At 41.3% G+C, this 13049-nt stretch carries 13 protein-coding genes; 11 read left to right on the forward strand and 2 right to left on the reverse strand.

Translation table 11 applies throughout. From position 1 onward, the window contains the following. Nucleotides 1–137 precede the first annotated feature (137 nt). The 6 genes from ABJ225_RS04040 to ABJ225_RS04065 all read left to right on the forward strand — a co-directional run bounded on the left by ABJ225_RS04040 (nt 138) and on the right by ABJ225_RS04065 (nt 6373). Nucleotides 138–2288 (forward strand): peptidoglycan D,D-transpeptidase FtsI family protein, encoded by a 2151-nt coding sequence (locus ABJ225_RS04040; RefSeq protein ID WP_317949289.1) that lies wholly within the window; start codon nt 138–140, stop codon nt 2286–2288. Between the two features lie 109 nt (nt 2289–2397). Beyond that, nucleotides 2398–2925 carry a nucleotidyltransferase family protein gene (locus ABJ225_RS04045; RefSeq protein ID WP_347319308.1) on the forward strand — a complete coding sequence of 176 codons (528 nt, stop codon included), beginning with the start codon at nt 2398–2400 and terminating at the stop codon, nt 2923–2925. Further along, complete coding sequence (locus tag ABJ225_RS04050) at nt 2918–3343, forward strand: hypothetical protein (RefSeq protein WP_347318578.1); 426 nt, start codon at nt 2918–2920, stop codon at nt 3341–3343. Before ABJ225_RS04045 ends, ABJ225_RS04050 begins: the two co-directional genes overlap by 8 nt. A gap of 85 nt (nt 3344–3428) precedes the next feature. Then, entirely contained in the window at nt 3429–4724 is a 1296-nt protein-coding gene (locus tag ABJ225_RS04055) for a hypothetical protein (RefSeq protein WP_347318580.1), read from the forward strand. Next, complete coding sequence (locus ABJ225_RS04060) at nt 4681–5919, forward strand: SIR2 family NAD-dependent protein deacylase (RefSeq protein WP_347318582.1); 1239 nt, start codon at nt 4681–4683, stop codon at nt 5917–5919. The genes ABJ225_RS04055 and ABJ225_RS04060 overlap by 44 nt, the downstream gene beginning before the upstream one ends. Nucleotides 5920–6166: 247 nt before the next feature. Next, a complete protein-coding gene (locus tag ABJ225_RS04065; RefSeq protein ID WP_347318584.1) occupies nt 6167–6373 on the forward strand; it encodes a hypothetical protein in 207 nt (68 codons plus the stop codon). A 16-nt stretch (nt 6374–6389) separates the two neighbouring features. Here the strand turns inward: ABJ225_RS04065 and ABJ225_RS04070 are convergent, their stop codons facing one another. Then, nucleotides 6390–6791, reverse strand: a complete 402-nt coding sequence (locus tag ABJ225_RS04070) for an SET domain-containing protein (RefSeq protein ID WP_048003866.1) — start codon at nt 6789–6791, stop codon at nt 6390–6392. A gap of 160 nt (nt 6792–6951) precedes the next feature. After that, entirely contained in the window at nt 6952–8253 is a 1302-nt protein-coding gene (locus ABJ225_RS04075; protein ID WP_347318586.1) for a D-alanyl-D-alanine carboxypeptidase family protein, read from the reverse strand. Nucleotides 8254–8451: 198 nt separating this feature from the next. Here ABJ225_RS04075 and ABJ225_RS04080 point away from each other — a divergent pair, with 198 nt between their 5' ends. From ABJ225_RS04080 to ABJ225_RS04100, 5 genes are all read left to right on the forward strand, one after another. Continuing rightward, nucleotides 8452–9195: a serine hydrolase domain-containing protein gene (locus ABJ225_RS04080; RefSeq protein ID WP_347318588.1), complete on the forward strand. Its 744-nt coding sequence runs from the start codon at nt 8452–8454 to the stop codon at nt 9193–9195. Nucleotides 9196–9431: 236 nt separating this feature from the next. Then, complete coding sequence (locus ABJ225_RS04085) at nt 9432–10667, forward strand: aminopeptidase (RefSeq protein ID WP_347318590.1); 1236 nt, start codon at nt 9432–9434, stop codon at nt 10665–10667. A 171-nt stretch (nt 10668–10838) separates the two neighbouring features. Beyond that, nucleotides 10839–11234, forward strand: coding sequence for a DUF805 domain-containing protein (locus ABJ225_RS04090; protein WP_218247135.1), 396 nt, complete (start codon nt 10839–10841; stop codon nt 11232–11234). A gap of 140 nt (nt 11235–11374) precedes the next feature. Continuing rightward, nucleotides 11375–11947, forward strand: coding sequence for a glycerol-3-phosphate responsive antiterminator (locus ABJ225_RS04095; protein ID WP_053427058.1), 573 nt, complete (start codon nt 11375–11377; stop codon nt 11945–11947). A gap of 256 nt (nt 11948–12203) precedes the next feature. Next, nucleotides 12204–13034, forward strand: a complete 831-nt coding sequence (locus tag ABJ225_RS04100) for an MIP/aquaporin family protein (protein ID WP_053427057.1) — start codon at nt 12204–12206, stop codon at nt 13032–13034. The last annotated feature ends 15 nt before the right edge of the window (nt 13035–13049 follow it).

Genomic DNA, 13049 nt, shown 5'->3' on the forward strand with positions numbered 1-13049 from the left:
TGAAAATATAAAATATAATGGAATAGTTGTAAAATAGAGGTAGATTAATAGGGTGACTTTCTATACAATAAGAAGCGGAAGAAGTCTTATCTGCCGGACGCGCAGGTAGTGAATATAACGTACAAAGGGGTTATCGAATGAAGGAAAAGAAAGCGAAGAAAAATCAGACGACGGTCCGGATGAATCTGCTGTTCGTTTCCGTGTTTTTTCTGTTCTCCATGCTCATTCTCCGACTTGGTGTCGTGCAAATTGTCAAAGGAAGTCAATATGAAGCGGAAGTATCGAGAACGGAAAACGTCAAGTCGGATAACGGCAATCCACCCCGAGGCAAGATCTATGACCGCTACCGGAATGTGATTGTCGATAACGTCCCGATGAATGCCATTACGTATACGAGCACTCAGTCGACGACATCTAAAGATATGTTGAAAGTGGCAAAGGAATTAGCCAAATTGATTGAAATCGACCAAAAGGTGATTGATAGCATTTCTGATCGCGATAAAAAAGACTATTGGTTACTTCAAAATAGCAAAGAAGCCGCTAAATTAGTCACCAAGGATGAGTTAAAGAAACTCGAAGCCAATGAAGAACTTGCAGAAGACGAGCGAAACAAAAAAGTGTACCAAATGCAGTTGGAGAGAATTTCCGAAAAACAGTTTGATACCTATACAAATGACGAACTAAAGGTACTCGCCATCTTCCGTCAGTTTAACACTGGATATGCCTTGTCACCTAAAATCGTAAAAAACAAAGATGTAAGTGACGAAGAAATGGCAAGGGTGAGCGAAAACCTATCCAATCTTCCCGGGGTGAACGTAACGACGGATTGGGAAAGGAAGTACACGCAAAAAAGTACGCTTCGTTCGATTCTAGGTAAAGTGTCTACAACCGAACAGGGCATTCCGACGGAACTTGTCGAGCAATACAAGTCTAAGGGCTATGCCATGAATGATCGTGTCGGGACCAGCTATTTCGAATCAGAGTACGAAAGTCTCCTGAAAGGGAAGAAAGAGGAGATTGAACATATTACGAAGGGTGGAAGCCTGATTGATTCAAAGCTGATCACGGAAGGACATAGCGGAAAGGATGTTTACCTTACAATCGACTTGAAGCTACAAAAAGAGCTGGAAAAGATTGTTGAGGAGGAACTTAGTAAACAAGCAGCTAAATATTGGGAGTCTCCTTATTTGGACCGTGCATATCTAATCATGATGAATCCAAATACAGGTGAAATACTCTCAATGGTCGGGAAAAAATACGGTAAAGATGAAGATGGAAAAGTAGAACTACAGGATGATGCTTTAGGTACATTTACATCCGAATATGGTGTAGGTTCTGCGGTAAAAGGTGCAACTGTATTAACTGGTTATATGACGGATAGTTTAGCGATAGGAGAAACGCTTTATGATGAAGAAATTCAAATAAAAGGAACAAAACCAAAACGTTCATGGTTTTATCAAAATGAGGGCCCACAGTATATGACAGATAAAACGGCTTTAGAGAGATCTTCAAATGGATATATGTGGAAGGTTGCGTTCAAAGTATCAGGGGTGAATTATGTAAGAAACCAACCGATGAACATCAAAAGAGAGTCCTTCGACACGTTCCGTAATCATTTTAAGCAATTTGGATTGGGCGTCAAGACGGAAATCGATCTACCAGGTGAAGCTGATGGACTACAGGGGACAGGGTATAAGCCAGGGAACTTGATGGACTTCGCGATTGGACAGTATGATACCTATACACCTATGCAATTGGCTCAATATGTATCCACTATTGCCAATGGAGGATACCGGATGCAGCCACATATCATGAAGGAAATCAGGGAGCCAAACTATGAAAGCGATAAAGTCGGCTCCTTACTATACGAACACGAGTCTAAAGTTCTCAATAGGCTTGATGCTACTGAGGAAGAAATACTTTCTGTTCAACAAGGGTTCTATAGAGTAGCACATGGATCTCGAGGAACGGCGGATAACTTTAAAAATGCTCCTTATGACGCCGCTGCAAAATCGGGAACTGCCGAAGCATTCTATTATGCCCCTGAACGCGGAAAGAACCTGGCCACCTATAACACGACGCTGGTAGGATATGCTCCATATGCCAATCCTGAAGTTTCATTTGCAGTTGTACTGCCTGCCTCTCATCAGGATAGAGACCCGTATGTCAACAAAACCATGGCCAAACGAGCCATGGATAAATACTTCGAGCTGAAAAAGGAATACGAGAAAAAGGGTTATTACAGCGAATCAACAGATAAAGAAGTTATAGATTCAGAAGAAGAATGATTAGACAGGCATTCCCTACTAAGGGGAGTGCCTGTTTTCTCATAGAGGGGAGATTGAAATGAAGACAGAGTCGGAAATTACCGAAATAATTAAAAATGATCCATGGATGATGAATATACTCCAAGTCACAGCCGAATTAGACCTCCCCGACTGCTGGGTATGCGCAGGCTTTGTACGAAATAAGGTGTGGAATCATCTCCATGGTCGGGGTTGGGAACCAATGAATGACATCGATGTGGTGTATTATGACACTAGTGAAACCGACGAAGAGACGGAGAAAAAGATGGAACTTCAGCTTCTGCAATCTGTTCCCCATGCTCCTTGGTCGGTGAAGAATCAGGCAAGGATGCATGAGGTGAATGGGGATGAGCCATATGCATCCACGGCCGATGCCATCTCAAAATTCCCTGAGACAGCGACGAGTGTAGCAGTCCGAATCAATGATTCACAGGCTCTCCAATTGCTTGCTCCTTGGGGAATCAAGGATCTTGTCAACATGGAAGTACGTCCGACCCCACATTTTAAAGAAACGCCACCTGGATACACGGTTTATGAGAAGAGAATACAGGAAAAAGGATGGAACAAAAAATGGCCGATGGTGAAGGTCTTTTCCAGAGGGGGAGCGCTTTATGACTGAAGGGTACGATTTATCTTCGAACACCATTGAACAATGGAAAGTACGGATCCTGCCGGAAGTGGATTGGTTTTTCTTCACGAACGATGAATGCTTTCCCTATGGAGAGATGGACATGTTAGTGAAAAGCAATCTTTCACTGGATATCAGAACATCGTATTTGACGTGGTCTCTTCCTGAAGGGGTATTTGTAAAAAAAATGCATCCAGGCGAATTTGAGGAGCTTTCATATGAAGCCAGACAGAGAATCGCCGAAATTCAATGGCAACTCGGGAGGGGCTTAGTATTTGATCACGAAGAAACGGAAGAATGGTTTGGTGAACATGGACCGCCATTATATAAAGGAGCCGGAAAGAAACTCGTACTCTTTACTATCGATTTTTGGCGTTCACTTGAGGTGGGGCAGGTAGAAATTTTTTAGTCATTAAAAGAGTTCATTAGTTTTCTTCCAAAATATTAAATAAATTGATAAAATTAGGTTTATACAGTGGTGAAAGGACGATATTATGGAACAAGAATCGCAATATTCTTTTTTGGGTGGATTTTTTTTAGAACATGTGGACGAGAGGAATTTCAAAGAAAGAGTTACGAATGAACTAGATTACAGTACTGATTCATTTAATATTCCAAAAGCTTATGAAGAAATAACTGAAAATAAACCGAAAGAGAAGAGGACCTTAGATAAAATCTTGTTCGAAAGTATTCTTTATGGAAATTTAGCAAATATATATTTAGATAAGCTTACCCGCGTTTCCCAGATTGATGAAAGTGATCTCATTAAATTAATGGAGAATTTTATTGAAAGAGTGAATTATGGAAAATTAGATGAAGCCCTTGAAAAATATATGTCACCCAAGGGTTTCTACTTAATGGAGGCAATTTCAAACACTGAACTAGGAAATTTCTTCTTAGCAGGATTTGATTATACAAAAAACAGTGAGAACAAAATTAGCACAATAAGAATGCTATTTTCTACAGTAGTACCTTTTTCTATTGAAAAAAAAGGATACTTCATATCTGGACTAGAAATTGATTTTGAAAAACAAATCTCAATTTTATTGTTTAGAAATATGGATAATACTATTAGTAGTGAGTTTGAGGATATAAAAAGGGACACCACAACAACCAAATATTATGAAAAGATTAAAAGTTTAGTATATCCGATTCTAGGTGTTTCAAATTCAATAGATTATAAACGCGATAGAACTGCAATGTTTAAAATGTGTAAAGAGTTGGACGAAATTATACTAAAAGAATTTAGAGAAGATATGTTAAGAAAATTAGGAGAAGATGAAATTGACTTGAAAGTCACTTCTATGCTTCAAAAACTGTTACCTCAAACAATATTACCAGTATATGAACAAAGACAAGTATTGGCAAAGAGGGTGCAAGCATTAATTTTGGCAACATACATTAACGCTTTAGTTGATAATGATGACTTAATTTCAATTGCAAAAGAAAGAAAATTGGTAGGTTTCCCTACAAACATTTCTTTTAAATCAGGGAATTCTTCAAAAAGTGCAACAGGTACGTCTGTTAAAGATATACCTATTTCAGGAGAAATAATGTTTCATAGTCTTTATACTGATTTTGATGAATCATTAGAACTTCCACAATGGTCAATATCATGGTTTAAGGATTATCTACATGTTGCCCCTATTAATACGGATGTAGTACAAACCACAATAAGGTCAACATCAAAGTATTTATTAATAGTTTTCAAAAACAGGCAATATCTAAATGAAGGGCTGATAAAACATGTCGTTAATTACGCTAACAGATACCGTAATCAAAGAGTTTAATATTTCCCATTATCGAGCACTTATCACTATAGCTTCAATTTTACAAAAAACAGGAAAAAGTTTTAATGAAGCGAAATTAAATTCAGTAATTGAGACATTAGGAGAAATGGAGAAGGATATTTTTAGTAAGATGGTTGAATTTGAATTAATTTCAAAAAAGTGGCATGTGAGTTGTCATATAAATGAAGAAACGTTTGTGTGTAAAACAGATGCAAGTAACTGTGAATCTTGCAGTCAAATGCTTAATAACAGTAATCATGAAATAACAGATTATTATAAACTTAAAAAGGGGGCTATGCGAGAATTAGAAAATTTAACAAGAGAATATGCTCTACAAGAATATTTAATAGGATTTACAAATCATAATTTCGAAGAATTAGTTAAAAGAAAAGATAATATCATACCATTTATTGGTTCAGGGGCTTCAGTACCCGTAGGCTTACCCTCATGGGGACAGATGATATTAAGGTTGCAAGACAACATCGAAGAAGATTTTCGTCCTCCTTTTATTAAATATGTTAAGCAAGGTAATTTTTTAAAAGCATTGTCATATTTAAAAGAACATTCATTATTGTCAACTGATCAAATTAAAGAAATGATTCGAGATGATTTCGATAAAGTACCTGCAGATGTTCTGTTGGTAAAAGATAGTAATTATAAGGATTTTGCAAGTATTTCTAGTAAAACTTATATCACAACTAATTATGACAACTTTCTCACTGATTATATTAGTCAGATAGAAAATTCGGTTGCAGTTCCATATACATGGAAGGATATAATTGATACACAAAATCTCCTCCACGAAAATAAAAAGAGAGTATTTCATATTCATGGTCATGTTCAAAAATTGGATACAATGATTGTAACGGTCGAGGATTATATTGAATTGTATAAAGACCAAATATTCAAAGATAAATTGTTAGGAGTAATGGCTTCAAATCATTTGCTTTTTATTGGTTTCTCCTTTCAAGACGAGTACTATAAGGAGCTGTACACTCGAATTATTTCCTCAATAAATGGGGTTCATTATATTGTTTTACCAAATGTCACCTTAGAAGAAGCTAAGAAAATTAGTCAGGAAGCCCCCAACTTGAGAGTGATTGGAATAAATGTTAAAAAAGATGAAAATTCTTATTATATTATGTCGGATTTTATTCAAGCAATTAGGACTTTGATAATACACTTAAATAATTGAATATAAACTAAAAAGGGGCAGAAATGCTCCTTTTTAGTTTATCTATTTGAAAATAATAATATTCAGTGTATTTACTCTGCAATGTTTATAATTATCAATCAGAGTTACATTAGGACTACAAATTACTAGTAAAACATTAATCAAGTAAAATAAACTTATAAAAATAATGGATAGCTCCTATATTAATAATGATTTAGTAAAGTGTACCGAAATGGGAAAGCCATAGCGGACTCGAACCGCTGACCTTTTGGCTGCCAGGGAAGAGGTCGGGAACATAACCGGCAAGGAGGTCCTGGTGTGGAGGGACTCTGAAGGGAAGATCATCCATGCGTGTTATGCGTTGAATAAAGAATTTGTTTTCAATAAGCACGGACAGACGATGTTCAATCCCTGGCAGCTTCTAACGGTTGAACAGGTGATAGGCTCCTGGGGAGATCCGGTCATATACAGATAAGAAAAGAAGGGACCCATCAGGAGGTCCCTTCTTCGTCACTTTCTTTTTCGTTAAACCATAGAGGATCGTCATTATCGACTTCACCATTGTAGTTGATAAACAGCTCTTCGCCAGCTTTGATATCCCGATACGCATAAAAATCGAATGTATGATTATCAAAGTTGATGTCATAGATCGTATTTGGGGTATAAGAATGGTTGAAAAGCATTCCATATCCGAGGAGAAGTGCCGTATGGTTCATGCCATACTCAAACACATAATCCGCCAAGAAGGTCTTTTCAATATAGTGATGCTCTTCATTTGGGTATGGAATCACGGGAGCCTCATGAATCAGCTCTCCTTTTGGGATATCCTGTTTAGCAAAGACACCTCTTCTAAGCTCCCCGTCACTGACGGGAGACATTTTCACTTCAATCATCCTGACACCTGCTTTCAAAATTCTCTTCTAGATCTGTCAGGCCGACCGGCTCATGCATGATTAGAAAAGGTATAAACGGTTTTTCATCACTGTTCCGGATTGGCAACAATCAGAAAACCTCTCCCCTTAGCCTGACAGACTTACCGGTAAATTGCAATCGTTAAAAAAGGTCTTTAAAGAAAGACTTGATGCCCCTGGCGCTTCGTACAACCCAGCTCGCTTTTTCAACCGTTTCTTCAGCCGTTACGTCCACTGAGTAAGAAGCAGGTTCACCGTCAGGGATATACTCCTCTTCAGGAGGATTTTTCACCTTGAGGACACCGACCTTTTCTCCTTTTTCAATCGGAGCGATCAGCTTACCGTCATCTGTTACTTTATCCGGATCCAGGACCAATTCCACTTCGGTCTTTTCTTTTTGTACTTTTGGAAGGGTGAGTGCAATCGGTTCTTTTATGGAGACACTGAGCTCTCTTTCTTTTCCATTGTATACCTTTATGTTTCCAGGTGCTGCGGTTGCATCCTTTAGGGATAAATCCACTTCCTCGAATTCATTGAACCCGTAGTCCAAAAGCTCGGCAGATTGAATGAACCGCTCGGCACTGCTGGATTGACCATTCGCATCCTTTGCATCCAAGATGACGGATATGTAGCGGTTTCCATTTCGTTCGGCTGTGGCCGTGAACGTGGTGCCGGCAAATGGGGTCGTCCCGGTTTTCAACCCGTCTGCTCCTTTATAATAGAAGGATTTCCCTTTCAGCAGCCCGTTTGTACTTTTCATCGTCAATTCTTCATCGGTTCCCGGTCGGAACTTCTTGGATGAAAGACCCGATGTTTCAAGGGTTTCAGGGTAGTCGTGAATGAGGCGATAGGCAAGGATGGCCATATCTTCAGCAGAGACGACATTCTCATCATCCGGTTCGGTACCTTCAGGATACATGCCAAGCATATCCACGTTGCTGAGACCGGAAGAATTGACGAAGTGATAATGCTTCATCCCGAGTTCTTTCGCTTTTGCATTCATCTTCTTGACGAACTCACCTTCTGATCCGGCGACGATTTCCGAAAGGGCGATCGCAGCGCCGTTTCCAGATTTGATGACCATGGCTTCATAAAGTTCTTTGACTGTATAAGATTCGCCCTGCTTCAGAGGGACATTGCTCAATCCGGGAGCGTTGGCGAGCTGATAGACTTTGTCGCTGATCTTGTAGGAGTGATCCCATTTGATCTTCCCATCTTTAACAGCTTCTTGAACCAGATACTCCGTCATCATTTTGGTCATGCTGGCAATTCCCAGCTCTTCATGTTCATTTTCACCATACAGGATCTTTCCTGTGTTTCCATCTATCACAATGGCCGCATCCGCATGGATTTCCGGCTCCCTCGCCGCAAAGGCTTCACCTTGAAACCCGGCGACGGCAAGCATGGATACCAAGAGGGCAGATGCCGTCTTACGTCCAATCATATCTGTATACCTCCAACGTCAAGTGACTTACAACCCCGTTATTTTACCATAGTTTCATTGGAAGGTACGAGTCAGTTTGTGACAGATACAGAAGGATATGCCGGAAGAATGTCGAATGGGTAGAGAAGTCTTGCCTAAAAGGAGGAAATCACCATTCCTAATTTAAAGATCAATTTCGAAACCTCATTGATTCCATGGGTGGAGGATATCGCCCGCAAAAATGATAGTTCAGGCCACGCCCTCTATATTATGAAAGATGGGAAGACCGTGCTTGAACATTACGGCGGATACCACTCGTTTGAACCCGCTGCCCAAGAGGTGAAGACAACATCACGCTTCAATATCGCATCCGCAAGGAAGAGTTACATAGCGTTGGTGATTGCATATGCCCTATACGACAGATTGCTTGAATTAGATCGACCCTTAGAGGATTATATGGAAGAAAGTAATCCAGTGTTCAGTGGGGTCTCAATCAGGCATCTCCTCACCCACACCCATGGTATCGGGGAAGGGGGCGAGGGCCTCTATACGGAATTTACTCCAGGAGAGAACTGGAGCTATAACAATGTTGGAGTAGATACATTGGCGCATCTGGTGATGGAGATGTACGGTGGGACCATCAGCTCCTTCCTTCAGGAAAGAATCTTCGACCAGCTTAATTGGACGGAAACTGGCTGGGAAAATGAAGATTCTCCCCAATTGGTTAAGATTATCAGCAGCAGAGATGAAAAAGCTTTAAACGGTCTGCATGCAGATTGCGATGGTTCAAGGAAAAATTTATTTGTTTCTGCAAGGGAATTCGCTTGGTGGGGTCAGCTGCATCTTGATAAAGGGAGGGTCGGTAACCGGCAAATCATTCCAGAAGAAGTGGTCAAGCTTGCAACTACCATCCAGACGCCCAGTGGACTTCCTTACGACCTGCCGCGGAACGGGGCTTTTTAGTATGTATAGGACATCCCACGGATGAAAAGTGAAATCGGGGATGCTGTCCCCGTTGGTTCCTACCAGATTCTCGGGGTGACTGGGCCCACGATCCTGGTGATCCCGAAATATCAAATTGTTGCTGTCAAAATGTATAACAAAAGGTATAATTACGGAGGCGCAAATTACCTTCATTTTTTGAAGGAATATAGTAATCGGGTGGCAGACGCCTGTACATAAAATAGGGGATGAATGGAATGAGTGAGCAGCGAAGGAATAACCTGAAGAATTATGCGGCCCTTGCAGTGAAGGTAGGGGTGAATATCCAAGGGGGACAGGCACTTTGGATCAGTGCTCCACTCGGGACGGAGGAATTTGTCCGTTTGGTGGTGAAAGAAGCCTATTTAGCCGGTTCGAAAAATGTGCATGTCCAGTGGTTCGATGAAGAAATCTTGAGGACCCACTATGAACTGGCACCGGAAGAAACTTTTTATGAGTATCCTGAGTGGCTGGCCGCTGCCCACGAATGGCTTGTTGACCATAAAGGTGCTTTCCTACAGGTTGACTCAGGGGACCCCGATCTTTTGAAGGGAATTGACGCGGAAAGGATCACCGCTTTTGAAAAAGCGAGCGGAGATGCTCTGGACCGATTTTACGAAGCCATCGAAAACGACCACATACCATGGTCGATCGTGGCAATCCCTTCTCAGAAATGGGCAGAGAAGGTGTTTCCTCACCTAATAGGCACAGAGGCAGTCGATGCCTTATGGGGACATATCTTCCAATCGGTACGGATGTATGAATCGGATCCTGTTGAAGCGTGGAAAAGACATATCAGCGAGCTGACAAAAAGGGCAGAAAGACTGAACGATTTGAACTTAAGGAAATTACATTATACTGCACCAGGCACAGACCTTACCGTGGATCTCCACGAGGACCATATTTGGCTGACAGGTGCAAGCAAAACACCAGATGGAAAGGACTTCATTGCCAACATGCCTACGGAGGAAGTGTATACCGTTCCGGTCAAAAACGGGGTGAATGGGACTGTCCGTGCAACAAAACCCCTTGCCTACAACGGCAATGTCATCGATGATTTCACCCTTGCATTCAAGGGAGGGAAAATCATTGATGCTACTGCTCAAATAGGAGAAGAGGTCCTGAAGAAGATGATCGAAGTCGACGAAGGGGCGGCATTCCTTGGGGAAGTAGCCCTCGTTCCCCACGATTCACCGATCTCAAACTCCGGAATTCTATTCTTTAATACGCTCTTTGATGAAAATGCATCCAATCACTTGGCAATCGGTTCTTCCTACCCTACCTGCATGAAGGATGGCAGCATTCTCTCTGATGAGGAGAAGGAAGCAAAGGGACTGAACGAAAGCGTCGTTCATGAAGATTTCATGATCGGTTCCGAGAGGATGGATATCGTCGGTACAACCATGAATGGAGAGAGTGTACAGATTTTCAAAGACGGGAACTGGGCATTCTGATTCGAGGAAAAAGAATTAAAACATGAAAAATTATGGTAATTTAGGTTTAGTTCAAACTACCTTGAGGTATTGAAAAACAGGGCGATTTTTCCAGTCGCTTTGTTTACTTTAATACTTAAGGAGGGTAGAGCGTTCTCACTAACTTAATAAGATGAGTAGGAGCGATGAGTCATGAGCTGGTTTTTAAAGGGTATGAAGCAATACGCTGATTTCAGTGGGAGGGCAAGAAGGCAAGAGTTTTGGATGTACATGCTGTTTTATTCTATTTTTGGAATAATTCTTTATGGTGTAGCAGTAATTGGAATGGCCATGCAGTCTGAAGGAATCATATTGCTTGGAATGGGTATTTATATTCTATATGCACTCGCACTCCTTTTACCAACATTGGCGATAACTGTGAGAAGGCTTCACGACACTGGACGAAGCGGGTTTTGGTACTTCATCGGGTTCGTTCCATTAGTCGGAGGAATCATTCTATTGGTGTTCTGCTGTCTTGATAGCGAAAACGGAAACAACCAGTGGGGGTCGAATCCTAAGAATAGCGATAGTATGATTGAAGCAATCTAAAAGGACTGGGAGACCCTTCCTACACTAGGAATGAAAGGATCGAGGAGCCTTGAATCATTCGTCTCTTCCAGCTACCAATGTGGATGCGAGAAGAAAGAAAGGCTCCACTTTCCTATTTACAAATGAAACGGTGATGCAAAATGAGTTTTGAAGGACAAAGTATTTTACCTGCAGTGAGATCGATGAAAGATTTTGACAAGATGCTCAAGACTTCATTCCAATACGGAGTCTTTCTTGATCTCCACGTAGGGATGCTGAAAAGTGTGTTTGACTATGCTAAAAAGGAAAAACGGAATATGTTCCTCCATCTGGATTTGATCCACGGCTTATCAAGTGATGAATATGCTACAGAATATATCTGTCAGGAAATCAAGCCGTACGGGATCATCTCCACCAAAGGGAGCGTGATTAAAAAAGCACGTCAGCGGGGGATTTATGCCACCCAGCGAATATTTGTCATTGATTCCAGTGCCATGAAAAGGAGCATTGAACTCATTCACAAGACGGACCCCGACTACATAGAGGTGCTTCCCGGGGTAGTACCTAAAATTATTCGTGAAATAGGCGAAAAGACGGGTAAACCGATTTTTGCAGGTGGTTTGATTGATACCGTGGAGGAAGTAGAGGCATCCCTTGAAGCCGGTGCCACGGCCATAACAACCTCCAATCTCGATCTTTGGAAATATTATGATAGAAAAAATCTTAATAACTGATTGACAACGCTTCCATGTTATTTTAATATAGGGATTAAGTTAATAACCAGTGAATGAGACCTAAGAGACTCACAAGATTTTTTTCCGTTTATAACCATTATAAAAGGGATATTTCTGTGGGTCTTTTGTCTGTGAACTGATTGTTCCATAGACCAATTGTTATACCAGAAGTTGAAAGCGGAATCAATCAAAGGGGTAACGGGGTCGAACGTCTATGGAATTGACTTATACTATCTTGTTGGAAAGAAGGGGTATTATGTCTCCATTTTTAGCTGAAGTGTTGGGAACTGCACTGCTTATCGTATTCGGTGCAGGGGTATGTGCCAACGTCAATTTAAAAAAATCATTTGCTTATAACTCCGGATGGATCGTCATCACATTCGGTTGGGGCTTGGGTGTTGCTATGGCTGCCTATGCAGTCGGTCAATTCAGTGGAGCCCATTTGAATCCGGCGGTTACATTTGGACTTGCTTTCAACGGGGACTTCCCTTGGAGCGATGTACCGATGTACATTCTAGCTCAAATGATCGGTGCCATTATCGGTTCTGCGATCATCTATCTGCATTTCCTTCCACACTGGCATGCAACAAAGGATCCGGGAGTAAAGTTGGGCGTGTTTGCAACAGGTCCTGCAATCCCACATTATTTCTCGAATATCTTAAGTGAAATCATTGGAACTTTCGTCTTGGTTATAGGATTATTGACAATAGGGGCGAATACATTTGCAGAGGGATTGAATCCATTCATCGTCGGGTTCCTGATCATCGCTATCGGTATCTCGCTAGGTGGTACCACTGGATATGCGATCAACCCTGCACGTGACCTCGGTCCACGTATCGCTCATTTCATCCTGCCGATCCCGGGTAAAGGATCATCCAACTGGGGGTACTCATGGATTCCGGTTCTTGGTCCGCTATTGGGTGGATCATTCGCCGGTGTATTCTACAAAGCATTCTTCAGCGGATCGATGACATCGGCGTTCTGGATCATCCTTGCCGTGATGGTTGTAGTGTTGGTACTCGCCTACATGGCAGACAGGAAACAATCTCTTGCTGAAAAAGCTGCATTACTAGCAGACGAAAATTGAATGGAGGAACAAAAT

The organism is Rossellomorea sp. RS05 (genome assembly GCF_039822645.1).
In the GTDB taxonomy this organism is placed as follows: Bacteria; Bacillota; Bacilli; order Bacillales; family Bacillaceae_B; genus Rossellomorea; species Rossellomorea marisflavi_B.